General features: G+C 62.7%; 20 protein-coding genes. 2 read left to right on the forward strand and 18 right to left on the reverse strand.

The window, feature by feature from the left end:
* Positions 1–25: 25 nt before the first annotated feature.
* The 14 genes from pheT to galE form a co-directional block, all read right to left on the reverse strand.
* Positions 26–2,410, reverse strand: coding sequence for a phenylalanine--tRNA ligase subunit beta (gene pheT, locus CLAM6_RS12310; RefSeq protein WP_153636262.1), 2,385 nt, complete (start codon positions 2,408–2,410; stop codon positions 26–28).
* A 56-nt stretch (positions 2,411–2,466) separates the two neighbouring features.
* Positions 2,467–3,486, reverse strand: a complete 1,020-nt coding sequence (gene pheS / locus CLAM6_RS12315; RefSeq protein WP_043335643.1) for a phenylalanine--tRNA ligase subunit alpha — start codon at positions 3,484–3,486, stop codon at positions 2,467–2,469.
* Between the two features lie 358 nt (positions 3,487–3,844).
* Positions 3,845–4,198, reverse strand: coding sequence for a 50S ribosomal protein L20 (gene rplT / locus CLAM6_RS12320; protein WP_043335644.1), 354 nt, complete (start codon positions 4,196–4,198; stop codon positions 3,845–3,847).
* Positions 4,199–4,243: 45 nt separating this feature from the next.
* Positions 4,244–4,438, reverse strand: coding sequence for a 50S ribosomal protein L35 (gene rpmI, locus CLAM6_RS12325; RefSeq protein WP_043335648.1), 195 nt, complete (start codon positions 4,436–4,438; stop codon positions 4,244–4,246).
* 100 nt (positions 4,439–4,538) lie between these two features.
* Positions 4,539–5,078: a translation initiation factor IF-3 gene (gene infC, locus CLAM6_RS12330; RefSeq protein ID WP_082388253.1), complete on the reverse strand. Its 540-nt coding sequence runs from the start codon at positions 5,076–5,078 to the stop codon at positions 4,539–4,541.
* A gap of 34 nt (positions 5,079–5,112) precedes the next feature.
* Positions 5,113–7,011, reverse strand: coding sequence for a threonine--tRNA ligase (gene thrS, locus CLAM6_RS12335; protein WP_153636263.1), 1,899 nt, complete (start codon positions 7,009–7,011; stop codon positions 5,113–5,115).
* 338 nt (positions 7,012–7,349) lie between these two features.
* Complete coding sequence (locus tag CLAM6_RS12340; RefSeq protein WP_043335655.1) at positions 7,350–8,225, reverse strand: OmpA family protein; 876 nt, start codon at positions 8,223–8,225, stop codon at positions 7,350–7,352.
* Between the two features lie 277 nt (positions 8,226–8,502).
* Complete coding sequence (locus tag CLAM6_RS12345; protein ID WP_153636264.1) at positions 8,503–9,657, reverse strand: amidohydrolase; 1,155 nt, start codon at positions 9,655–9,657, stop codon at positions 8,503–8,505.
* Positions 9,658–9,677: 20 nt separating this feature from the next.
* On the reverse strand, positions 9,678–10,190 hold the full coding sequence (locus CLAM6_RS12350) for a DUF2489 domain-containing protein (RefSeq protein WP_082388255.1): 513 nt from the start codon (positions 10,188–10,190) through the stop codon (positions 9,678–9,680).
* A gap of 231 nt (positions 10,191–10,421) precedes the next feature.
* Entirely contained in the window at positions 10,422–11,555 is a 1,134-nt protein-coding gene (locus CLAM6_RS12355) for a glycosyltransferase family 4 protein (protein ID WP_153636265.1), read from the reverse strand.
* Entirely contained in the window at positions 11,552–12,904 is a 1,353-nt protein-coding gene (locus CLAM6_RS12360; protein ID WP_153636266.1) for a UDP-glucose dehydrogenase family protein, read from the reverse strand. Before CLAM6_RS12360 ends, CLAM6_RS12355 begins: the two co-directional genes overlap by 4 nt.
* Position 12,905: 1 nt before the next feature.
* Positions 12,906–14,756, reverse strand: a complete 1,851-nt coding sequence (locus CLAM6_RS12365) for a sulfatase-like hydrolase/transferase (protein WP_172978707.1) — start codon at positions 14,754–14,756, stop codon at positions 12,906–12,908.
* Positions 14,757–14,835: 79 nt separating this feature from the next.
* Entirely contained in the window at positions 14,836–15,663 is an 828-nt protein-coding gene (cysQ, locus tag CLAM6_RS12370; RefSeq protein ID WP_107336293.1) for a 3'(2'),5'-bisphosphate nucleotidase CysQ, read from the reverse strand.
* A 215-nt stretch (positions 15,664–15,878) separates the two neighbouring features.
* Positions 15,879–16,901: a UDP-glucose 4-epimerase GalE gene (gene galE, locus CLAM6_RS12375; RefSeq protein ID WP_054555473.1), complete on the reverse strand. Its 1,023-nt coding sequence runs from the start codon at positions 16,899–16,901 to the stop codon at positions 15,879–15,881.
* 523 nt (positions 16,902–17,424) lie between these two features.
* Between galE and CLAM6_RS12380 the strand changes: the two genes are divergently transcribed.
* Positions 17,425–18,921: an SLC13 family permease gene (locus CLAM6_RS12380; RefSeq protein WP_054555474.1), complete on the forward strand. Its 1,497-nt coding sequence runs from the start codon at positions 17,425–17,427 to the stop codon at positions 18,919–18,921.
* A gap of 272 nt (positions 18,922–19,193) precedes the next feature.
* On the opposite strand, the gene gltS is transcribed toward CLAM6_RS12380, so the two are convergent.
* Positions 19,194–20,384 carry a sodium/glutamate symporter gene (gltS, locus tag CLAM6_RS12385; protein WP_043331271.1) on the reverse strand — a complete coding sequence of 397 codons (1,191 nt, stop codon included), beginning with the start codon at positions 20,382–20,384 and terminating at the stop codon, positions 19,194–19,196.
* A gap of 457 nt (positions 20,385–20,841) precedes the next feature.
* Positions 20,842–22,566 (reverse strand): 2-isopropylmalate synthase, encoded by a 1,725-nt coding sequence (locus CLAM6_RS12390; RefSeq protein ID WP_043331272.1) that lies wholly within the window; start codon positions 22,564–22,566, stop codon positions 20,842–20,844.
* Between the two features lie 557 nt (positions 22,567–23,123).
* Here CLAM6_RS12390 and CLAM6_RS12395 point away from each other — a divergent pair.
* Positions 23,124–23,612, forward strand: coding sequence for an Lrp/AsnC family transcriptional regulator (locus CLAM6_RS12395; protein WP_043331273.1), 489 nt, complete (start codon positions 23,124–23,126; stop codon positions 23,610–23,612).
* Between the two features lie 126 nt (positions 23,613–23,738).
* Here the strand turns inward: CLAM6_RS12395 and hppD are convergent, their stop codons facing one another.
* Positions 23,739–24,818 (reverse strand): 4-hydroxyphenylpyruvate dioxygenase, encoded by a 1,080-nt coding sequence (gene hppD, locus CLAM6_RS12400; protein ID WP_153636268.1) that lies wholly within the window; start codon positions 24,816–24,818, stop codon positions 23,739–23,741.
* Positions 24,819–25,176: 358 nt separating this feature from the next.
* Complete coding sequence (locus tag CLAM6_RS12405; protein WP_043331275.1) at positions 25,177–25,782, reverse strand: LysE/ArgO family amino acid transporter; 606 nt, start codon at positions 25,780–25,782, stop codon at positions 25,177–25,179.
* Positions 25,783–25,862: the final 80 nt, after the last annotated feature.

Genomic DNA, 25,862 nt, shown 5'->3' on the forward strand with positions numbered 1-25,862 from the left:
TCCGCTCCCTCGTTCAAGTGGCGACTCATGCTCTCAGCGCCGCCCCGAAACGTGTGTGGCCATCGGTGACGATCGCATCGACTAACTGATTGATTTCCTCATCATTCAGCGTGCGCGAAGGATGCTGCCAGGTCAAGCCCAGGGCGAGCGACTTGTGACCATCGGCTACCCCCTGGCCCTGATAGACGTCAAACAGGCGCAGGTCCGTCAGCCATTCACCGGCTTGCGAGCGGATGGCGTCGAGCAGCGACTGCACGTGAACGCCCTCTTCGACCACGAAGGCCAGGTCGCGACGCACTTCCGGATACTTGGAGAGCGGCGCGAAGCGCGGCAGACGACCCGCGCAGGCAGAGGCCAGCGTGATCTCGAACACGAACACCTCGACCTTCAGGCCAAGCTCGGCGCGCGCCGCCGGGTGCAGGGCACCCATCCAGCCTGCCGGCTCGCCATTGAAGAACAGCTGAGCGCACTGGCCCGGGTGCAGTGCCGGATGCTCGGCGGCTTCGAAGCGCCAGGCATCCAGATTGCCGCCCAGTGCCAGCAGTGCCTCGACATCGCCCTTGAGATCGAAGAAGTCGACCTTGTCACGACCGCCATTCCAGCCTTCCGGCAGACGGGCGCCGGTGATCAGGCCACCGATCATCGGCGTCTGCTCGAGGGAGTCCAGCTCACCGCGGAACACAAGCCCGGTCTCGAACAGGCGCACGCGCGACTGCTGACGATTGAGGTTGTGGCTCAGCGCCTTGACCAGCCCCGGCAGCAGCGAGCTGCGCATCACGGCCATGTCGCTGGAAATCGGGTTGGCCAGTGCCGGCGCCACCCCTTGCGGGTCCAGCGTCTTCTGCAGCTCAGGGGCGACGAAGCTGTAGCTGATCGCTTCCTGATAGCCCCGCGCCACCAGCTGACGACGCAGGCTGGTCAGCGGCTGGGTGGTCTCATTGGCCACGGCCGGTGCCAGACGCGCGTTCGGACGGCTGACCGGCAGATTGTTGTAGCCGTGGATGCGTGCCAGCTCTTCGATCAGGTCAGCCTCGATGCTGACATCGAAACGCCAGCTCGGCACCGTCACCTGCCATTGGCTATCGCCATTCGCGGCGACCTGCATGCCCAGACGCTCGAGAATCTCGACGATCTCGTCATCCGGCAGCGCCATGCCCAGCGTGCGCTCGACACTGGCGCCGCTCAGGCTGACGACGGCGGCCTTGGGCAGTGCTGCGTCGCTGGCGACCTCGATGATCGGGCCCGGCTTGCCGCCGGTGATCTCGAGCAGCAGGGCTGTCGCGCGCTCGATGGCATCACGCTGCAGCTGGGCGTCCACACCACGCTCGAAACGATGCGAGCTGTCGGTGTGCAGGCCGTAGCTGCGCGCCTTGCCAGCGACGCTCAACGGCGCGAAGAAGGCCGACTCGAAGAAGATGTCGCGCGTCTCGGCGTTCACGCCACTGCCTTCGCCACCCATCACACCGGCGATGGCCAGCGGACCCTTCTCGTCGGCGATGACCAGGGTGTCGTCACGCAGCGCGACTTCCTGAGCGTCGAGCAGCGTCAGCGGCTCTTCAGCGGCTGCCATGCGCACTTCGATGCCGCCGTTCAGGCGTGCCAGATCGAAGGCGTGCATCGGCTGGCCGAGTTCGAGCAGCACGTAGTTGGTGACGTCGACGACGGGGTCGATGCTGCGGATGCCACTGCGACGCAGACGCTCCTCGAGCCACAGCGGCGAGGTCGCGGCGACATTGACATCACGCACGACACGCCCCAGATAACGCGGGCAAGCCTCTGGCGCGCTGACGGTGACCGGGAAGGTATCGTCGATCTGGGCGGCGACCGGCTCGATGCTCGGTGCCGTGACGGCCAGGCGATTGAGCACGCCGACTTCACGCGCCAGACCCTTGACGCTCAGGCAGTCGCCGCGGTTCGGGGTCAGATCGACCTCGATGGCGTTGTCGTCAAGATTCAGGAAGTCACGGGCATCGCGGCCCACCGGCGCATCCGCGGCCAGCACCATGATGCCGTCGGAGGCTTCGGCTTCCAGACCCAGCTCGGAGGCGCCACAGATCATGCCGCGGGATTCGACACCGCGCAGCTTGGCCTTGCGAATCTTGAAGTCGCCCGGCAGCTTGGCGCCGACCTGAGCGAAGAGCACCTTCTGGCCAGCGGCGACATTCGGCGCGCCACAGACGACCTGCACCAGTGCACCACTGCCATCATCCACCTGGCAGACATTGAGGCGATCGGCCTCCGGGTGCGGTTGCTTGTCCTTGACCTCGGCCACGACCACACCGGTGAACTCACCGGCGACCGCTTCGATACCATCGACTTCCAGACCGGCCATGGTGACCTGATCGGCCAGCTGCTGGGTGTTCAGTTCCGGCGACACCCACTCACGCAGCCACTGTTCGGAAAATTTCATCTTGCTGTCCTGTTCCGTAAGTTCACGCCCTCAAGGCGCGATACGTGAATGAGTGCCTAGCTGAACTGGCGAAGGAAACGCAGGTCGTTCTCGAAGAACAACCGCAGGTCGTTGACGCCGTAACGCAGCATCGCCAGACGCTCCACGCCCATGCCGAAGGCGAAGCCGCGGAAGCGCTCGCTATCGATACCGGAGTGACGGAAGACTTCCGGATGCACCATGCCGCACCCCATCACCTCGAGCCAGCCGGTGTGGGAGCAGACACGACAGCCGTCACCGGCACACATCACGCACTGGATATCGACTTCAGCGGACGGTTCGGTGAACGGGAAGTAGGACGGGCGGAAGCGGACTTCCAGGTCATCACGCTCGAAGAAGGCATGCAGGAACTCTTCGACGGTGCCCTTGAGGTCGGCGAAGCTGACATTCTCGTCGACCAGCAGACCCTCGACCTGATGGAACATCGGGGTGTGGGTCAGATCGGAGTCGCAGCGATAGACGCGGCCCGGGCAGACGATGCGCAGCGGCGGCTCACTGGCCTTCATGCTGCGTACCTGCACCGGTGAGGTGTGAGTGCGCAGAAGACGCGTGGCATCGAAATAGAAGGTGTCATGCATCGCGCGCGCCGGGTGATGCGACGGGATGTTCAGTGCTTCGAAGTTGTGATGGTCATCTTCGATTTCCGGCCCTTCAGCGACACCGTAGCCGATGTGCGAGAAGAAGCTTTCGATACGCTCAAGCGTGCGGGTGACCGGGTGCAGGCCGCCTACCGGCTCACCACGGCCCGGCAGGGTCACATCGACGCGCTCGGCGGCAAGACGCGCATTGAGCGCCGCCGTTTCCAGCGTATTGCGACGTGCATCCAACTCGCCACTCAGCAGCTGCTTGGCTTCGTTGATGGTCTCACCGGCCTTGGGACGCTCTTCGGGGGACAGCTTGCCAAGGCCCTTGAGCAGTGCGGTGATCTCGCCCTTCTTGCCGAGAAAACGTACCCGTACCTCGTCGAGGGTCTGGACGTCTTCGGCCGCCTGGATCGCGGTGCGTGCTTCGTCCACCAGGGTGGAAAGATGTTCCATCCGTTCAGCTCCGATCGCTTGAGTCACTGGCGCGGCAATGTCCGCCACCAATGGAAGTCGCGCCGACCCGAAGGTCGGCAGGGAGAGCGCTCCGCCTGCGGTGAGTCACACAGACGATCGCGCCCTTGCCAGAGACCGGCCCACAACGCGGCCAATCCCGTTCATGTCGCTGCTGACCCACCGCCGGTTCTCTGACGGCAGGCCAAACAAAAACAGGGGAAGAGCGGCTGCTCTTCCCCTGTGACGTAACACGTCATCTCGATACCGCCTGAGTTGTCCAATGCAAGCATTCGACAGTCACGGCCCGACTCGCCACCTGAGCGGCTCGCCGGGACTGGGCGACATCTGATCCGGTCACTTACTGAGCAGCCTTGGCCTTCTCGACGATGGCAGCAAAGGCAGCTTTTTCGTGAACCGCGATATCGGCGAGGACCTTGCGGTCGATCTCGATATTGGCCTTCTTCAGGCCAGCGATGAAGCGGCTGTAGGACATGCCATTGATGCGGGCCGCAGCGTTGATACGCGCGATCCACAGGGCACGGAACTGACGCTTGCGGACACGACGGTCACGGTAAGCGTACTGGCCGGCCTTGATGACAGCCTGCTTGGCTACGCGGAAGACGCGTGAACGCGCTCCGTAGTAACCCTTGGCCTGCTTCATGATCTTCTTGTGACGGCGACGTGCGACGACGCCACGCTTGACGCGGGACATAGCGTACTCCTGATATTAAGAAAGTTGGACCGAGGTAAGGACGGCTTACAGGTTCGGCAGCATGCGCTGGATCAGCGCCTTGTCTGCAGCGTGAACCTGCTTCATGCCACGCAGCTGACGCTTACGCTTGGTCGACTTCTTGGTCAGGATGTGGCTACGGAAGGACTGCTTGTGCTTGAAGCCGTTGGCAGTCTTCTTGAAGCGCTTGGCAGCGCCGCGGTTAGTCTTGATCTTCGGCATGAGTATTAACTCCGCTCGGTTTCTTGAGAAAATCCAGGGCCGACAAAAAGAGCCACGCCCGCAGGCGTGACCCTGATGTGTCCGTTTTACTGCCTATGGATCACTTCTTTTTCGGCGCGAGAATCATGATCATCTGACGGCCTTCCATTTTCGGGAAGGACTCGACGGTCACGAGCTCCGAGAGATCGCCGGCGATCCGTTCCATCAGCTTGCGGCCGATGTCCTGGTGCGCCATTTCGCGACCACGGAAGCGCAAGGTTACCTTACCCTTGTCTCCGCCTTCGATGAAGCGAGTCAGGTTGCGTAGCTTGACCTGATAATCGCCTTCATCGGTACCAGGACGGAATTTGACTTCCTTGACCTGGATCTGTTTCTGCTTCTTCTTCTGCAGATTCTTCTGTTTCTTCTCGTCGAAAAGAAACTTGCCGTAATCCATGATCTTGCAGACGATGGGGTCGGCATTGGAAATCTGGACGAGGTCGAGCCCTGCCTCTTCGGCCTTGACAAGCGCATCTTTGGTTGACACTACGCCAACCTGCTCGCCATCTGCGTCGATGAGGCGGACTTCGTCCGCACGAATACGGTCATTGATGGGAGCCCGCTTTTCCTGGGGGCGTCCGCGCTGATTATTCCGCTTGATCGTTGCGTCTCCGTTTGGCTGAAATTCGTTACTGTCAGACCTGTTCTTCCTTCAGGCGTTCCATGAATTCTGAAACTTTCATGGTGCCGAGGTCTTCACCGGAACGGGTTCTGACAGCTACTGCATCAGCTTCCACTTCCTTGTCGCCAACGACGATGAGGTAAGGAACCTTCTGCAGAGTATGCTCACGGATTTTAAAGCCGATCTTCTCGTTCCTCAAGTCTGCTTTGACACGGATGTCATGTTTCTCGAGGCGGGAGACCAGATCCTTGGCATATTCTGCCTGGGAATCCGTGATATTCATTACGACAACCTGCTCCGGGGCGAGCCAGAATGGCATCGCGCCTGCGTGGTGCTCGATCAGGATGCCGAGGAAGCGCTCGAAGGAGCCGAGAATCGCGCGGTGCAACATTACCGGCATGCGACGCTCTCCACTTTCATCGACAAACTGGGCACTGAGACGCTCAGGCAGATTGAAGTCGAGCTGTAGAGTACCACACTGCCAGACACGATTCAGACAATCTCGCAGAGAGAATTCAATCTTTGGTCCATAGAAGGCACCCTCACCCGGCTGCAGCTCCCACGGCAGGCCAGTCGCATCCAGTGCTGCCTGCAGGCCGGCTTCGGCCTTGTCCCACGCTTCCGGCTCACCGATGAAGGATTCCGGACGGGTGGAGAGCTTCAGTTCGACGTCTTCGAAGCCGAACTGACGGTAGACTTCCAGCGTCAGACGGATGAAGTCCTCGGCCTCGGACTCGACCTGATTCTCGGTACAGAAGATGTGGGCGTCATCCTGGGTGAAGCCACGCACGCGCATCAGGCCATGCAGAGAGCCGGACGGCTCGTTGCGGTGGCAGGAGCCGAACTCGGCCAGACGCAGCGGCAGGTCACGGTAGCTCTTCAGGCCCTGATTGAAGACCTGGACGTGACACGGGCAGTTCATCGGCTTGACCGCGTACTCACGCTTCTCGGACTCGGTGGTGAACATCAGCTCGTTGTAATGTCCCCAGTGCCCGGACTTCTTCCACAGCGAAAGATCGACCACCTGCGGCGTCTTGATCTCCTGGTAGCCATTGGCACGCTGGATACGACGCATGTACTGCTCGAGCACCTGGTACATGGTCCAGCCATTCGGGTGCCAGAACACCATGCCCGGCGCTTCTTCCTGCATATGGAAGAGGTCCAGCTTCTTGGCCAGCTTGCGGTGATCGCGCTTCTCGGCTTCCTCGAGACGCTTGAGGTAGGCCTTGAGCTGCTTCTTGTCCGGCCAGGCGGTGCCATAGATGCGGGTCAGCATCGGCTTGGTGGAATCACCACGCCAGTAGGCACCGGCCAGCTTGAGCAGCTGGAAGTGCTTGAGGTGACGGGTATTCGGCACGTGCGGGCCGCGGCACATGTCGGTGTATTCTTCATGGTGGTAAAGGCGGATGGTGTCGCCTTCGCCGATGCCCTCGATGATCTCCTGCTTGTACGGCTCATCGCGCTTCTCGAAGGCGGCCATGGCCTGGTCACGCGAGACATACTCACGCACCACATCGTACTCGCTGTCGATCAGCTGCTTCATGCGCTTCTCGATGGTCTCGAGATCTTCCGGGGTGATCGAGCGGCCAAAGTCGATGTCGTAATAGAAACCGTCATCGATGACCGGGCCGATGGCCATCTTGGCCTCCGGGTAGAGCTGCTTGACGGCATGACCGATCAGGTGCGCGCAGGAGTGACGAATCACGTCCAGGCCTTCCGCATCACGCGCCGTGAGAATGGCGACGTTGGCGTCTTCGGTGATCATGTCAGCGGCATCGACCTCGACGCCATTGATCTTGCCGGCCACGCAGGCCTTGGCAAGACCGGGGCCGATGGACTCGGCCAGCTGCATCACGGAAATCGGGGTATCGAAGGTACGCTGGCTGCCGTCAGGCAGAGTAACGATAGGCATGAAGAATTCCTTGCGTTCAGTGGTGGCCCTTACCAAGGGTCACGTGAAGCGAATTTGGCCGAACGCGGAACGTCGGCTCGAAATGGGGGCAATGACGATCACGCCCCTCACGCTACTGACCCCGGCCTACAATGCCTGGGGCGCCGCCCACTGCCCCATGATGATCGAGCGACCAGTCAGGGTGTGGACACATAACGCGGGAACATGAACGAGGCAAGACCTTAGCAGCCCGTTCAAAAGTCGTAAAGATACGCTTGAGCCACTGAAGACCATGCACGACACGAACGCAGACGGGGCGCCCTGAGGCGCCCCGTCTGATTCAGCTTACCGCGTTCGGCTTACTTGACTTCAGCAAGCTCGACACGACGGTTTTCGGCACGGCCTGCAGCGGTATCGTTGCTGGCGACCGGCTGCTCTTCACCGTAACCCACAGTCTGGATACGGTTGGCGCCAACACCTTCGGAAGCCAGGTAGGCCTTCACGGAGTCAGCACGCTTCTGGGACAGCTGCTTGTTGTAGGAGTCAGAACCCACGGAGTCAGTGTGACCTTCGACGCGAACGCGGACGTTCTCGTTGGAGACCAGCTTGGCCGCCACACCGTTCAGCACTTTCTCGGCGTTGGCAGTCAGCTTGGCGGAGTCGAACTCGAAGTTCACGTCACGCAGGACGAGGTCAGCGACACAGCCCAGGGCATTGACCTTGGCGCCGGCCGGGGTGTTCGGGCACTGGTCCTGGTAGTCCGGCACGCCGTCACCGTCGGAATCGAGCGGGCAGCCTTTCGCGTCAACAGTGACGCCGGCCGGAGTACCCGGGCACTGGTCCTTGTAGTCAGCAACGCCGTCACCGTCGGTGTCCAGCGGGCAGCCTTTCGCATCAACAGCGACGCCTGCCGGAGTCCCCGGGCATTCGTCACGGTCGTTCGGCACGCCGTCGCCATCGTCGTCCATGGACTTCGGAGCATCGTCAGCACACAGCAGTGCGCCGGCAGTCGCGCCGCCGACAGCACCCAGAGAAGCGCCGGTGTCTTCGTCGCTGTCGCCAGAGACGCCGTAACCAATCCCGCCACCGATCAGGCCACCGGCCAGACCGCAGACGAACGGCTGGCTGTACCAGGGCTTCTCAGCAGATGAAGACTGGGAAGCAGAGCTTGCGCAGCCAGACAGGCCAACAACCAATGCAGAACCCAGAACCAGGCCAGTCGTAGATCTTTTCATGTAAGACTCCTTCTTAACACAGCGCAATATGTAACGAGGGTGTTACGTATCGACTCAGTATAAGAGCCGAACTCGTTACGATGAAAGGAATTTTATTCAAATCTTCCTTTAAGAAGAAAGCACATGCAGGTGCGTCCTTCCAGCTCTGATCGGGTCTGTTTCCCTTGAAAACGGTACCGATCCTCAGGCATACGGTGAAGGAAAACAGTGTTTTTTGCAACGTCGAAAAACTTTGACACTAACTGTATCAGAATGGCGACGCTGTAAAACCCCTGTTTTACTCTCTTCCAAGGTGCTGGCGAACCAGCCCCTCGAAAATCTCGACGCCGGGCGCCAACAGCGTATCAGGAAAATCGTAATCGGGGTGGTGAAGGCCGGGCATTTCCTCACCTGCGCCAAATGTGAACATGGCGGCATGGCAGTCACGTGCCAACACGCCAAAGTCCTCGGACCAGCGATGTGCCTGAGGAAGTTCCACGCAATCAAGCCCTTGCTGTCGTGCCACGCGACGAATCATGTCGTTCGCCTCAGGCGAATTCCAGGTCGCATCGAAGGTGTCACACCAGTCCACGTCGATGCCCAGACGGTCTTCTTCCGCCTCGCTGCGCGCCAGTGACACCGCCGCTTCGGCCAGTGCCTTCATCATGTCATCGCTCTCGGTGCGCAGGGTGACCATCACCTCGGCGTCGCCCGGTGAGGTGCCGAACGCGACCTCGCCCAGGCGCGCATGGATCAGGGTCACCATCGCAAGTCCGGTCTCATCGGCAAATTGCAACGGCAGACGCGACAGGCCTTGCATGATGCGACACATGGCCATCGCCGGGCTGCGACCATTTTCCGGGTGGGCCGCATGTGCACAGAGCCCGGAAAGCCGCACGATCATGCCGCGTGAGGCGCAGGTGAAGGCATGGTCGCGCACGCTGACTTCCCCGAGGGGGCGCCCCGGCAAGTTGTGGCACGAATAGAGATAGTCCGGCTTGAGCGCGGCAAAGGCCTTGCTGCGCACGACGGCGCGCGCGCCTTCGCCGGTTTCCTCGGCGGGCTGGAACAGCAACACCACCTCGCCCCTGGCGACCGGAGACGCCGCCAGGCGCTGCGCCACGCCCAGCATCCAGCTCATGTGGCCGTCATGGCCGCACAGGTGCCCGACATGCGGATGACAGGAGGACCAGTCGCCGCGCGGCGCCTCATCGATGGGCAGCGCATCCAGCTCACAGCGCAGCATGACGCGCGGGCCTGGCTCGGCGCCGCGGAAGATGGCGGCCAGACCATGCCCGCCCAGCCCGCTGACCACCTCGGCGCCGGCCTCCTCCATCCAGCCGGCGATGCAGGCCGCCGTGGCGGCTTCCTGTCCGGAGAGTTCCGGTGAGCGGTGCAGCGCGTGACGCAGCTCGGCCAGCGGCGTGCCCAGCAAGGAAAGTGTCGTGTTCATGCCTGCCTCGTGAAGACTCATCAGACGGCCTGCCCCAGATCTGCTGGCGAAGCGGGACGCTTGCGCCCCAGGTAATGCTGATGCCAGAACTCCATGTTGCTCAGCACGCGACTCGCCGCCAGCTGCAGCGGCTCCGCCAGCGCTTCCTCGACGGCGATGCGCTCCTTGTCTTCGGCCAGACGCTCACGCGGCGACAGCTCCTTGCGCGCCGAATGGGTATGCAGGTGTGAGACCCGCCCATGCAGGACACCGAAGACCGAGAGCACGTCATCTTCGGCCAGACTGGTATCGAGAATCTCGATCAACACCTTGCAGCGCAGACCGCCTTCCACCATGTCGACCTGCCCGGCCTGCATGGCGCGTGCGATGGCTTCGAGGCTTTCCAGACAGTTGGCGCGCGCCTGGATGAGCTCTTGCTCGCGACGCGCCTCACGCACCTTGACCTCGCGGCGCAGCTTGAGGGCATAGAACGCCAATCCCGCGATGATGATGATCGCGATGACGGCCAGAATGATGCTGATAGTCAGGGACATGCCTTTCTCCTGCGGTAAACAAGCCATGAGTATAGGGACTGCACACGCGACACCCAAGGCGGGGCACTGCGACCGATGACCACGTAGCCCACCCTCGCCCACGCCTTGCGTCAACAAAAGGCCCCGCATCAGGGATACGGGGCCAGTCGTGTCATTCACTCTTGCACGCTTTTCTCTGTCGCACTCATGCTTCGTCCGGCACGCGAGCGGTCAATCTGTCAGCGCGTACCTTCACCGCCCCGCCATCAAGGCCTCGAAGCTGGCCTTGAGCTTGAGATTCTGCGCTTGATGCGAGTAATTGCATGCCAGACTGGCCAGCGCAGCGCTCAGCGCTTGCGTATCGCTCTCGAGCAGATGGGTGCAGCGCTCGGCCCACTGCTGTGGTGTGGACTCTGCCGCCATGACCAGCTCAGGGTAATCATCGAGCAACTCGGCCGAGCCGACCCGCGCATTGAGCAGCACCGGCGCACCACAGGCCATCGCCTCCAGCGCGACACGCCCGAACTCCTCGATATGGGCCGGCATCACGAACAGGTCCAGCGCACCATAGAGCGTCTCGACCTCGGGAATGGTCGAGCGCCAGATCATGCGCTCGGCGATGCCCGCCTCCCTGGCCTGCTGCTGGTAAGGCGCGGCATCATCCTTGCCTACCACCAGGAAGCGATAGCGGCCCGGTGAGGCCTGCTCCATCAGTGCCGCCATCGCCACGAAGCCGGCCACGTTGCGCTTGGTGAAGTTGCCGGATGACACCAGACCGACCAGCAGCTCATCCTCGGCCACGCCCAATGCCTCACGCTGGGCGGTGCGCCCTGCGCGCGCACGCTCGACCGTGAATTGCTCCGGATCATAGCCCGGGTAGCTGATCTCGATCCGCTCAGACGCGATACCGTAGCGCGCCATCAGATCCTCGCCCATCATGCGCGAATTGACCGCGACCTGACGGAACTTGCCACCCTTGAGCACGTGATCATGAATCGCCGCCACTTCGTGGTCGCGAGGCAGCTCACGGCCATGGATGCACTGCGAGGCAAGGTGCACGCAATTGTGCAGATAGACGGTATCCGGGCTTTCGCAGTCACCATGACTGATCAGCAGGTCGGGCGCATGACGGCTGGCCCAGGCCTGAACACGACGATTGAACCAGAAACGTCGATACGCCCCCTTGAAGGGCCACCGCCACAGGCGCACCAGCTCCGCGCCGTGGGAGCGAGCCAGTTCAGGCTTGCCGCGCTCGGCGAGAATCACCACGCGATAGCCCAGCGCGCGCAACGCATCCGCCTGCTCGAAGGCATTGCGGCTGGCACCGGTATTCTTCTCGACCTGACGAATGGCGATCGCGGCCAGCTTGCCTGCACCAGTGCTCACGACGCCTCCTGCACGCGGCGCATGGAGTCACCGCGACCGACCGCGTAGTACATCAGGCCAGCGGCCTTCATGGCGGCGGGCTCGAACAGGTTGCGGCCATCGACCACTACCGGGAAGCCAAGCTGCGCCTTGAGCCACTCGCCATCCAGGGTGCGGAATTCCTTCCACTCGGTGCACACCACCAGTGCATCGGCGCCCTTGACCGCCTGCTGACGGTCCGCGACCAGCACCAGGTCGTCGCGCTCGCCGTAGATGCGGCGGCATTCCTTCATGGCCTCCGGATCATAGGCCTGCACGGTCGCACCAGCGGCCCACAGCGCTTCCATCAGCGTGCGACTCGGCGCGTCACGCATGTCATCGGTGTTGGGCTTGAAGGCCAGACCCCAGACGGCGATGGTCTTGCCCTTGAGGTCGCCATCGAAAGCCCGCGACAGCTTGTCGAACAGCGTGACCTTCTGGCGCTTGTTGACGGACTCGACCGCAGTCAGCAGCTCGGCGTCATAACCGACCTGACTGGCAGTACGCGCCAGTGCCTGGACGTCCTTCGGGAAGCAGGAACCGCCATAGCCACAACCGGGATAGATGAAGTGGTAGCCGATACGCGGGTCACTGCCGATGCCGCGACGCACCTCCTCGATGTCCGCACCCAGGCGTTCGGCCAGGTTGGAAATCTCGTTCATGAAGCTGATCTTGGTCGCCAGCATGGCGTTGGCGGCGTACTTGGTCAGCTCGGCGGCGCGCACATCCATGAACATCAGCTTTTCATGGTTGCGGTTGTAGGGCGCGTAGCATTCGCGCATGCGCTCACGCACCTTCTCGGAATCGGTGCCGACCACGATGCGCGCGCCACGCGTGAAGTCCTCCAGCGCCGCGCCTTCCTTGAGAAATTCCGGGTTGGAGCAGACATCGAAGTCGACACTTTCGCCGCGCTCGGCAAGCACTTCGGCGACTCGCGCCGTGACGCGGTCTGCCGTACCCACCGGCACGGTGGACTTGTCGATGATGACCTTGTAGTCATTCATGTGCTCGCCGATGGTGCCGGCCACCGCAAGCACGTACTTGAGGTCGGCGCTGCCGTCTTCATCCGGCGGTGTGCCCACGGCGATGAACTGCAGCACGCCGTGCTCGACGGCCTGACGGGCGTCAGTGGTGAAGTTGAGACGGCCGGCCTCGACATTGCGCAGCACCATGCTCTCCAGCCCCGGCTCGAAGATGGGGATCTCGCCTTGCTTGAGGCCATCGATCTTGGCCGCATCAACGTCCATGCAGATCACGTCATGGCCGACATCGGCCAGACAGGTGCCAGTCACCAGGCCTACGTAGCCTGTTCCGAAGACAGTGATTTTCATGTCAGTCCTTGAGGGTTTCTGAAGGTAATGAAGCAGGTGACAAGGTGAACGCCGATGAATCCTCCGACGGCGTCACGCGGGAATCCGGCTGCGGGGCTCGCCCGTCGCGTTTCGCGCCCTGCCCGGACATGAACTCCGGGCGCTCCAGCAGCTCGGTGGTCGCCTCGACCGCTTCCTCGAGCTCTTCGGCACCCGGCGCCAGAGGTCGGGAAAGAAAGTCCGACGGCAGGGCTTCATAGAAGTTCAATCGTCCCAGCTGGTCCAGCACCGGATGACGTTCACGTGGCTGATAGCAGACCGCCCAGGGCGACAGGCACGGCTTGTCACCGGAGAAACGGATGCCCAGCCAGTCGCTGGCCAGATAGGGCAGGTCAAAACTGGCGAAAGGCTCATCGGCGTGCGAACGCAGGCGCGTCAGCTCGCGCGCGGGATTGGGCGCCTGCCCCGTCTGCCACAGCCACAGCGGAATGCGGTACGGCGCCTGACTGGGGCGATCACCGCCATGCACATAGGCGTCACTGAGCGGGTCATGCTCGAGGCCGTGGTCCGACAGATAGAGCACGCCAGCGGGTCGCCCCTCGAGGCGCTGGAAGACACCCTCGATCACCTGATCCGTGAAGCGGATGCTGTCATCGTAGGCATCGGTCAGCGGCGAGCGGCTGTCCGGGGTCAGGAAATAGCGCAGTGAATCCGGGTACTGCAGGCTGGCCGGTGGATGGCTGCCGTAGAGATGTAGCACGATCAGCCGCGGCCCCTCGACCTCGCGCGCCAGCGCCTCATCCAGTGCATCCAGCAAGCCATCGTCATAGTCGGTCATGATGGTGCGAGCGACATCGGCACGCTGGGCGATGGCGGTGATCCAGGTGCGCTCGGAAGTGATATCGAGCCCCTGGCGCGACAGCCACTCGGTATGATAGCCGGCCTGATTGGCCAGCGAGATCAGATTGGCGTCCAGGTAGCGCGGCGAGAAGGTCCGCGGGTCGGTCAGACTGGCCAGCATCGGTACCGCCAGCACGGTCTGCGGCGCCGGCGCGATGGCCTGATCGAAGACCACCAGCTCATCGCGACGCGCATCGAGATTCGGCGTCGTGGCGCGGGAATAGCCATACAGCGACAGCTGATCGCGGCGCTGGGATTCGCCGATGATCAGGACGAAGACAGCATCATCCGACACCTCGGGGCTGCGCGAGACGCCACCGAAATCATAGTCATCCGCCATCAGCGCCTTGTAGCGCTCCTTCTCCCACCAGGCATGCGAGGTGGTGGCCAGGTTCCAGCCCGGCGAGACCGACAGCGTCGTGATGGCCAACGGCACGCTGGCACGGCCCCACTGCCAGCTACCGACCAGCAGCATCAGCATCCAGAGCACGAAGGCGATTCCGCTGCGCCCGCCCAGCCGGGCGCGAGCCAGCCCCGCCCCGAAGCGATTGCCCAGCGACAGCGCCAGCAGGAAGAACCCCAGCGGCACGATCAGGGCCAGCGGAAACTTGAACAGCATCGCCATCGATTCGCTGCGGCTGGTATCCAGCGAGCTGAGCGCGAAGGCCAGCCCATAGCGGGAATCGTAATAGACGGCGCTGACCACGCTTGCGGAGAGATTGACGCCCAGCGCCGCCATCAGCCCCAGCGCCGGCCAACGCCAGCGCGGACGATGCAGCGCCGCCAGCAGACACGGCCACAGCAACAGATTGCCGAACAGGATCAGGCCGCCCTCGAGCAGGCCGTGATAGATCAACGGCACCAGACTCGCCAGCAGGGCCAGCGTGATGGCGGAGATCACCCCGGCCCGTTTGCTCGCCTGATCGCTGCGCGCAAACAGGCGACGGACGAGGCGCTGCAGCAGGCCCTTCATGCGCGTCCTCGCCATGACATGAGCGCTTCAGCCCTCACGCGGGCCAATGGATGCACGAGCCGTCGAGCCCCGGCCACCCTCAGACGTCCAGCGCCTGGCGCCAGCGACCATCCGCTTGGCCACAGGCGATGAAGAAGGGATTCACCAGCGTATCGCGGGCGTTGTAGTCCAGACGACGCGGCTGTGCGGGCAATGATTCGGCATCGAAGACCTGGCCGCCGGCCGCTTCCAGCACGGCCTGGGCCGCCGCGGTGTCCCACTCGCTGGTCGGCGCGTAGCGCGGATAGAGATCCGCATTGCCTTCCGCGATGCGACAGAACTTGAGCGAGCTGCCACAGCTGACGTTCTCCACCGGTGTCAGTCGCTCGATCAGCGCCGCCGTGCGCGCATCGAGATGCGACTTGCTCGCCACGACTCTCAATACCTCAGGCTCCGGGCTGACCGTGATCGCGACACGCCCAGTGGCGTCTTCCCGGAAGGCCCCCACACCGGCGAGCCCGCTCCAGGTCGTCTCCAGCACCGGCGCATCCACCACCCCTAGCACGCTGCGCGAACCCTGGATCAGCGCCACGTTGACAGTGTACTCGCCGCTGCCGGTGACGAATTCACGCGTGCCATCCAGCGGGTCGACCAGCCAGAAGGTCTGCCAGTCACGCCGCGCCGCGATATCGGCCTTGTCGCTCTCCTCCGAGAGCACCGGAATCTGCGGCGTCAGACGGGCCAGCCCCTCGACCAACACATGATGCGCCGCCATATCCGCCGCCGTGACGGGGCTGTCATCCGCCTTGGCACGCGTGCCGAGCTCTCCCCCACGGGCAACGGCGAGTATCGCCTGCCCCGCTTCACGGCAAAGCTGTTCAATGGCCGTCAGCAGTTCAAGATCGAGGGTGACATCAGACTGGGTCATGGGGGTCTCGCAGAGAATTCGAAGGAGTCGACACGGGCCCTTCGGCCCGCCGTCATCATACGCAAAAGCGGCCGCGGATGCTGCCCGCGACCGCTTCGAGAGGTCTTCACACAAGCGCCGTCAACTCAAGCTCGGTCAACTCAAGCTCGGTCAACTCAAGCTCGGTCAACTCAAGCTTGGGCAACTTCGGCGCACTGACCATGCAGTATCAGTTTTCAGGCACTGCGATAGCCGTTGGGGTTGCGTGACTGCCAACGCCAGCTGTCGGCCATCATGCGGTCGAGACCCAGCTCGGCCTTCCACTTCAGCTCGTTGAAGGCCTTGTCCGGCTCTGCCCAGCACTCGGCGATATCACCGGCGCGACGCGGTGCAATGCGATACGGCACCGGACGACCGCTGGCCTTCTCGAATGCCTTGACCATGTCCAGCACGCTGTAGCCGGTACCGGTGCCCAGGTTGTAGGTGTGAACGCCATCCCGCGCATCACCGGCCAGGTAGTCCAGCGCCTTGAGGTGGCCATCGGCCAGGTCGACGACGTGGATGTAGTCGCGCACCCCGGTGCCATCCGGCGTCGGGTAGTCATCACCGAACACGGCCAGTTCCTCGAGGCGGCCCACGGCGACCTGGCTGATATACGGCACCAGGTTGTTGGGAATGCCGTTGGGGTCTTCACCGATGGTGCCGGATTCGTGGGCGCCCACCGGGTTGAAGTAGCGCAGCAGCGCGATGCGCCAGCTGTCATCCGCGACGGCCAGGTCGCGCAGCACTTCCTCGACCATCAGCTTGGAGCGGCCATAGGGGTTGGTCGCGGAGGTCGGGAAGTCTTCACGGATCGGCGTGGAGGCCGGATCGCCATACACGGTGGCGGAGGAAGAGAACACGATACGCTTGACGCCGGCACGCGCCATGGCGTCACACAGCACCAAGGTGCCGTTGACGTTGTTGTCGTAGTAGGCCAGCGGCTTGGCGACGCTCTCGCCGACCGCCTTGAGCCCGGCGAAGTGGACCACGGCCTCGATATCGTGACGCTCGAACAGGCTGTCGAGCAGCGCGCCGTTGCGGATATCCCCTTCGACGAACGGCACTTCGCGCCCGGCAAGCGTCGCCACACGCGCAAGAGAGGCTTCACTGGCATTGGACAGGTTGTCCAGCACCAGCACCTGATGGCCGGCCTCCATGAGCGCCAATACCGTATGAGAGCCGATGTAGCCTGCACCACCCGTGACCAGAATCATCAATCATCTTCCTTGTGAAAGTAACGCGACAGTGGGCCACGCAGTTGTCCTGCGCTGGCCCTGTTCATGGCTGCTAACCCTACCTTCCAGCCCTTGCGCTCACAAGTCCACAGCCAACGACAGCGTCTGTCGCCAGACAGCAACCTGACCCGTGCAAGATGGCGTCACACTGGGCCTGGCCCGAGGTGTGAGCGCCTCGGATCAAGCGTCGCGCTTGCGCGGCGTCAAGATTTCACTTGCCGGAGTTTCAAAACAGGCAATGAAGGCTATTGAGCCGCGCCGCAATGCTGAGACAATGGCCGCGCCTTGCCGCCTGAGCGCCCGGCTGATCGACTCGCGAGCGACTTTCCGACAAGGCAGGCAACATGACACGTCGTGCACGTCACCCCGGCCGCGGGAACATGCGCGACATGTAATGAATAACACCAACACGACAACTCGCCATCACCTACCATGACCCATACCAACAACACGATGACCACCATGATGAGGAAGCCAGTCGCCGACCGGCTTCTCTGGAGTCGACATGCCTGAGCAATCTCCCGATCACGTCGCTGATCAATCCACTACGCCGCCACAAGCGCCACTCGCGGCGCGCATCGGCCTGATACTCGGACCCCTCCTGTTGCTGCTGACCTGGCTGACACCGGCACCGGGTGACATGCCGGACAGCGCCTGGCTCTGCGTCGGCCTGGCCCTGCTGATGGCCACCTGGTGGGCCACCGAGGCCCTGCCGATTCCGGTGACCTCGCTGCTGCCCATCGTGCTGGTGCCGGCGCTTGGCATCGACGACATCAAGAGCACCACCGCCGCCTATGCCAACCCGACCATCTACCTGTTCCTCGGTGGCTTCCTGCTCGGGATCGCCATGCAGCGCTGGGACCTGCATCGCCGCGTGGCCCTGCATACGCTGAAGCTTGCCGGTCACTCGCCGCGCCGCCAGATCGCCGGCTTCATGATCGCCACCGGCTTCATCAGCATGTGGGTGTCCAACACCGCCACCAGCATCATGATGCTGCCCATCGGCATGTCAGTGGTCAGCCTGATGTCCAGTGGTCAGGACGAGCGCGACAGCAATGACCCGGAATTGAAGCGCTACGCCGCCGCCCTGCTGCTGGGCATCGCCTACTCCGCCAGCCTCGGTGGTATCGCGACCCTGATCGGCACACCGCCCAATGCCCTGCTGGCAGGCTACCTGTCCAGTGATCAAGGCATCGAGATCGGCTTCGCCCAGTGGATGGTCGTCGGCCTGCCGGTCGCCATCGCGATGTGCGCCATCACCTGGTGGTGGCTGACGCGCACGCCCTTCTCCTTCAAGTCCGAGACGGCAGACAGCGGCGAGATGATCAGCCGCGAGCTCAAGGCACTGGGCGCCATGAGCAGCGCCGAGAAACGTGTCGGCGTCGCCTTCCTGGTGGCTGCCCTGCTGTGGATGTTCCGTCCGCTGATCAATCAGATGGGCCTTGCCTGGCTGTCGGACACCGGCATCGCCATGGCCATTGGCGTGGGCCTGTTCGCCATTCCCTCCGGCACCTCACGCGGCCGCCGCCTGCTGGTGTGGGAAGACGCACGTGACCTGCCCTGGGGCGTGTTGCTGCTGTTCGGGGGTGGTCTGGCACTGGCCGGCGTGATCAAGAGCTCGGGTCTCGCCGAGTGGATCGCCGGCCAGCTGTCGATGTTCAGCGTGCTGCCGCTCATCGGCCTGGTCGCCATCGTGGTCGTGGTGATCATCTTCCTCACCGAGGTCACCTCCAATACCGCGACGGCAGCTGCCTTCCTGCCACTGCTGGGGGCACTGGCGCTGTCACTGGACATCGATCCGCTGCTGATCACCGTGCCGGCAGCCATCGCGGCCAGCTGTGCCTTCATGATGCCGGTGGCGACGCCGCCCAACGCCATCGTGTTCGCCACCGGCCACCTCAAGATCCAGACCATGATGCGCGCCGGCTTCTTCCTGAACCTGGCCGGTACCGTGGTCGTCACGCTGCTGGCCTATGGCCTGATCGTGGCACTGTGGGTGTAGAGGCAAGTGCTGGCGCGGGGCCTGGAGGAGAGCGAAGGTGCGAGCGAAGGTGAAAGTGAGGGTGAGAACGAGGGCGAGAACACAAGCGCCTGACGAGCTTCTCACCGTCTTTGAAGCCTGAGCCCTTGAAGCCTGAGCCCTTGAAGCCTGAGACATCGCAACCTGCAAGCCTCAGCCCCCCAAACGACAACGCCGGACTCCAATGGAGTCCGGCGTTGTCGTTCATGCCAGGCAGATTCTGCGACTTCTCCTCATGACACCTGCTGTCATGTTCAGAAGAAGCCGAGGAAGCCCTTGATGATCAGCGAGTTGGCGATATCGATCAGGAAACCACCCACCACCGGCACGATGATGAAGGCCAGACGCGACGGCCCGTGGTGCTGCGTGACCGCCTGCATGTTGGCGATCGCCGTCGGCGTGGCGCCCATGCCGAAACCACAGTTACCCGCGACCAGTACCGCAGCGTCATAGTTCTTGCCCATCAGGCGGAAGGTGACCTGGGTGGTGTAGAGGAACACCAGCGCGACCTGTGCCAGCAGGATGGCCAGAATCGGCAGTGCCAGATTGGCCAGATCCCAGAGCTTGAGCGTCATCAGCGCCAGCGCCAGGAAGATGGACAGGCTGATATTGCCCAGCACATCCACGGCGTGGGTATTGAGGTGCTTGTCGCCGAAGGCGCGCACCACGTTGCCGATGACGATACAGCTGAACAGCACCCACACGAAGGTCGGCAGCGAGAAGGCGGTGCCCGAGGTGAGTGACTGCAGCTGTTGGCCACAGACGACCCCGAGCAGCAGCATGAAGAGTGTCTTCAGGGCATTGGACGTATTCAGCGGATGCTGGACTTCCGTCTCGTCATATTCGGAATCGCTGACCTGGGCGTTGATGTCCTGCCCTTCGCGCTTCATGCGATTGATCAGGAAACGCGCCGTCGGCCCACCGATCAGGGAACCGAACACCAGCCCGAAGGTGGCACAGGCCATCGCGACTTCCATCGCGCCATTGATGCCATATTCGTCGGCGAAGACGTTGGCCCATGCCGCGCCGGTACCGTGGCCACCGGACATGGTGATGGAACCGCCGAGCAGACCCAGTACCGGATCAAGACCGAACAGACTGGCAACACCGACACCCAGCAGGTTCTGCAGGATGAGCAGACCGATGACCAGCGCGAGGAACAGCACCAGCTTGCTGCCGCCGGCACGAATCATGCGAACGTCGGCCGACAGGCCAACGGAGCCGAAGAACAGCAACATGAAGGGAGTCTGGAGACCGCCGAAGAACTGGAACTCGTAACCCAAGCCGCGCAGGCCGGTGACGATGATGGTAGCGATGAGGCCGCCGACCACAGGCTCGGGGATATTGAATTCGCGCAGCACGCGCACGCGCTCGACGATCAGATGGCCAACGACGAGGACAAGCGCCGCCAGCAACAGGGTGGTGATAGCATCAAGTTGAATCATGCGATACCGATGAGTAGTTGTGGGTTGTTCTAGCGGACCTCCTGAACGAGAGGTGCACTGGCGATGCCCGATCAGAGCAGGGATGGGGACGCATCCATTATCTCTTCAATCAGGGGATTTGCCTTTGCACCGCTTGGAATTGTTGTGTTCTCGAATCCGGTCTGCCACCAGATCGTTATCATTATGCGGGTGCAGCGATGATACGCAGGGTGGGCACCGGTGCAAGCCCGGATGTTGACTGAGCCGTCAACATCAGACAAAAGTCTATAGCGGCCTGGCGAGCATGACACGTATTTTCCACGCAAGCCTGCCCGCGTCAGCCCAGCAACGGCGGGCGTGAGCGCCAGCCGGGCAACTTCTGCCCTGCCACGAAACGCAAAGACCCCCGCTCTGATGAGCGAGGGTCTCGAGAGAGGCAAAAAAGCCCCTGATCAGTCACGCATGAGGCGTGTTGTCGTCAGACAGCGACCGGACCGGCCTCCTCGGCACGTTCCGCTTCGCTGCGTGCACTGCTTTCCAGGCCGCGATTGACCGCCGACAGCACGGCCTTGAGCGATGCGCTCACGGTATCGCCATCCTCGGCCATGCCGCAGACACGCTTGCCATCCAGGTTGAGCATCACGAAGGCCACCGCGACGGCATCGCTGCCTTCGCCGAGGGCGTGCTCACCGTAGTCCACCACGCTGACGGTGGAACCGGTGTGACGCTGCCAGGCATCCATGAAGGCGGAGATGGCACCGTTGCCTTCGCCGGCCAGCGCGATCTGCTCGCCCTTGTCATCGACCAGTGTCGCGGTGAGCTGCTCGGCCCCTTCGCGATCCAGACGATAGCCCTTGAGACTCAGCGGCGCTTCACGCTTGAAGCTGGCATCGAGAATCGCGCGAATCTGGTCGCTGGACAGCTCACCACTGACCTGCTCGCTGGCCTTCTGCACGTGCGGCGCAAGCTCGAGGCTCATCCAGCGCGGCAGGCTGATGCCATGATCGCGCTCGAGCAGGAAGGCCATGCCACCCTTGCCGGACTGACTGTTGACGCGGATCACCGCCTGGAAGTCGCGGCCCAGATCCTGCGGGTCGATGGGCAGATAGGCGACCTGCCACGGCTCGTCAGGCTGCTGCTTCTTGAGGCACTTGCGGATGGCGTCCTGGTGGCTGCCGGAGAAGGCGGTGTAGACCAGCTCGCCGACCCACGGGTGACGCGGGTGAACCGGCAGATTGGTGCACTCGGTGTAGACCTGGATGATCTCGTCCGGGTTGGAGAGATCCAGCTCCGGATCGATGCCCTGGCTGTAGAGGTTCATCGCCAGGGTGATCAGGTCCATGTTGCCGGTGCGCTCACCGTTGCCCAGCAAGGTGCCTTCGATGCGGTCAGCCCCGGCCAGCAGGCCAAGTTCGGCGGCAGCGGCGGCGCCACCTCGGTCGTTGTGGGTGTGCAGCGAGATGATCGCGCAGTCACGACGGCTCAGGTGCTTGATGAAGTACTCGACCTGGTCGGCGAAGTGATTGGCCGGGCCCACTTCCACCGTGGCCGGCAGGTTGAGGATGCAGCGTTTTTCCGGCGTCGGCTGCCAGACATCCATCACCGCCTCACACACCTCGACGGCGTAATCCATCTCGGTGGAGGTGAAGCTCTCCGGCGAGTACTGGAACACCCAGTTGGTGTCCGGATAGCGCTCGGCGTAGTCCTTGACCAGCTGCGCACCCTCGACGGCGATGGCCTTGATGCCGTCACGGTCCATCTCGAACACCCGCTCACGCTGCACGGTGGAGGTGGAGTTGTAGACGTGAACGACGGCATCACGCGCACCGACCAGCGATTCGAAGGTACGCGCGATCAGATGTTCACGCGCCTGCACCAGCACCTGGATGCTGACGCCTTCCGGGACCTGATCTTCCTCGATCAACCAGCGCACGAAGTCGAAATCGAGCTGACTGGCGGAGGGGAAACCGACTTCGATCTCCTTGAGGCCGATCTTGACCAGCAGCTTCCACATCAGCTTCTTCTGCTCGACCGTCATCGGCTCGAGCAGCGCCTGATTGCCATCACGCAGGTCGACACTCGCCCATAGCGGCGCCTGGGTCACGGTACGCGACGGCCACTGGCGGTCGGTCAGTGCAACAGGGGTCACGGGGCGATATTTGGTGTGGTCGAAGGCAGCACTTGGCGTGGATGCAGCAGTCATGGTCGTGTCCTTGGCGGTCTGGGTGCGAAAAACCGGCAATCGAGGCCCGATACGGGAGATCGATGGCACCTTTCGCACTCAACAGTGTCCCAATCGGGGCGCCTGAGTAAATGTGAGATGACGAAGGCGTGAAGGCCTTGCATCCGAAAGCTTGCCGTCAGCAGGGCAAGCAAGCAAGTCGGGGGCAGCGTAACGTCACTGCCCGCCGCAAGCTCCGGGACCGGATCACGGTCTCCAGCGCGGAGAGAAGGACGGTGGGATCACCACCAGAGCCGTTTCGGCAGCCTCGCTTCGATCAGAAGTCGACTGCGTTCCGCGTTCACCGGTTGCAAGAGGCGTGTTGCCAGCGCCGGTGGCTCATCCTGCTCAGGTCTGTCGTTCGCGCCGTGCGTCGTGTCATGCGACAGCCACGACCCGAGCGGGCGTCTTCATCGCTGAGCAGTGATTACAGTATATGCCGCATATCAGGGCGGACGATTGCGAAAACCACATGACATCGCCATCTTAAAAGCAGATTATTTCACCATTCACATCTTCACCGCCAATGGATTGCGAAAATGAGCCAGAATATTCCTCTCCCGACACTGGACCGCTTCGACCGTCGCATTCTTGACGAGCTTCAGCACTCGGGTCGCATCAGCAATCAGGAACTCGCGGAGCGCATTGGCCTGTCCCCGTCGCCCTGCCTGCGCCGTGTCCGTGCGCTGGAAGAAAGCGGCATGATCACCGGCTACCGCGCCCAGATAGATGCCCGCAAGCTGGGACTCAGCCTGATGGCGCTGCTGCATATCTCGATGGACCGCCACACCCCGGAGCGCTTCACCAACTTCGAGGACACCATCGCCTCGCTGCCCCAGGTGATGGAATGCCTGCTGATCACCGGCCAGGAAGCCGACTACCAGCTCAAGGTGGTGGTCAAGGACATGGATGACTATCACGACCTGCTGCTCAAGCAGATCACGCGGATCGAGGGGGTGACCGGCGTGCATTCAAGCTTCGTGCTGCGTCAGGTGATCGATCACCAGCGCGTCCCGACGACCTCCTGAACCTGACTGTCTGAATCAAGCCTTCAGCAACACGAAAGCCCCGCCGGCTATCACCGGCGGGGCTTTCGTGTTGATGAGGATGCCATCGTGATCACGCCCTGATCAGGGCGTGCCGGAATGGGTGGATCACTCGGCGCCGATGATGCCGCGGCGGATCTGGTCTTCCTCGATGGATTCGAACAGCGCCTTGAAGTTGCCCTCGCCGAAGCCATCGTTGCCCTTGCGCTGGATGATCTCGAAGAAGATCGGTCCGATCACCGTCTCGGTGAAGATCTGCAACAGAATGCCCTCCCCCGGCGCGCCATCGACCAGCAGATTCAATGCCTTGAGGTCCTCGACATTCTCTTCATGGTTGGGCACCCGCGCATCGACCTTCTCATAATAGGTGGCCGGCGTGGTCAGGAAGGTGACGCCATTGGCCTTGAGCGCCTTGACGGTGGCATGGATATCATCCGTCGCCATCGCCAGATGCTGGATACCCTCGCCATGGTATTCGCGGATGAATTCCGCGATCTGGGAGTCATCATCCGCTGACTCGTTGATGGGAATGTGCATCTTGCCGCAGGGCGCCGTCATCGCGCGCGAGAAGAGCCCGGTCATCTTGCCTTCGATATCGAAATAGCGGATCTCGCGGAAGTTGGCGATACGCGCATAGAAGTCGGCCCACACATCCATCTGGCCACGCCCGACATTGTGGGTCAGGTGATCCAGCGTATGCAGGCCGACGCTGTTGGCATTCTCGATTGCGCCGTCGATGGCGACGAAGTCGGTATCGTAGATCGAGCGCTCGCGGTGATGGTCCACGAAGTACAGCACCGAACCGCCGATGCCTTGCACCGCCGGGATGCCCACCTCGCCCGGCCCGACCGGATGCTCGACGCTGCGCGCACCGTGCGCCAGGGCGTAGCGATGCGCCTGCTCGGCATCCGCCACGCGCCAGGCCATCGCACAGGCACTCGGGCCGTGAATCGCCGCGAATTCCGCCGCCGGGCTGTTCGGCTCGGCGTTGAGCACCACATTGATGCCGTGCTGCTGAAACAGGAACACCTGCTTGGAGCGATGGCGACGGGTCTCGGTAAATCCGAGCTGGTTGAACAACTTGCGCAGGGCATCGATGCCGGCCGCATCCGGGGCCGTGAATTCGACGAACTCGAAGCCGTCCGTGCCGATGGGATTGTGCTGTTCGATACGCGCCGGTGCATTCATGAGAGGCTCCTGAGTCAGGCTGCCGACAGGGCAGGCAAGGTAAAGAAAAGGCGGGCAACATCCTTCACGACAGGCGAACACGTCGCGCGCATCACCTGTCGTGTCCCGATTCCGTTATCGGAAATCTATGCCTTGCCTGCCGCCCTGCCCATTCGCCTTGCGCCTGCTTTGGTGCCGTGTCCGGCCTCTTCCCACGCCAGACATGTAACGAAACCCTGCCATGGCGCTGACGGCCATCTCGACACTGCCCACTCGGGGCGCTCCCACTGCCGCCAGCGCCTGACACTGCGTCATGCTTTCTTTACACCTATCGGCGCGTCACGCCTGCTGTTGCCTCTTGCCCGCCTTGCGTTGGCCGCTAGAGCCAGGCACCGCTGCCTAGCTGCCAGGCCACCCACAGCAGAATCGTGGCGATGAAGGCCTCGATGACCTGCCAGGCACGCGGACTGGTCAGACGTGGCGCCAGCCAACCGGCACATGCCACCAGACCGAAGAACCAGCCGAAGGAGGCCAGGCTCGCCCCGACGATGAAACTTTGCGGGGACGGCTGCTGCGCGCCGATCGCGCCCAGCATCACCAGCGTATCCAGATAGACCTGGGGATTGAGCAGCGTGACGGCCAAGGTTGCCGCCAGCACCTTGCCGAGATTGGCCTTGAGGGCGTTGCTCGCCGTCAGCTGGCCACCAGTGCGCATGCGCCCCAACGCCTTGAGTGCCTGCCAGAGCAGAAACGCCACCCCTCCCCAGCGGGCAATGCTCATCAACAGCGGCGATTGCTGCATCAGCGCGCCCAGCCCGAGCACGCCGGCGATGATCAGCACGCCATCACACAGCGCGCAGAGCCCCGCCACCCACCATTGATGCTCGCGCTTGAGCCCCTGTCCCAACACGAAGGCATTCTGCGCCCCGATGGCGATGATCAAGCCTGCGCCTACCCCTGCCCCATTGAAGAATGACCACCACATATCGCCTGTCCTTTCGTCGTGTCGTTGCCGTGACTGACGATGTCTGCCACGGCTGTCAGTGCTGAGGCAGGCAGAGTACG

The organism is Cobetia sp. AM6 (genome assembly GCF_009617955.1).
In the GTDB taxonomy this organism is placed as follows: Bacteria; Pseudomonadota; Gammaproteobacteria; order Pseudomonadales; family Halomonadaceae; genus Cobetia; species Cobetia amphilecti.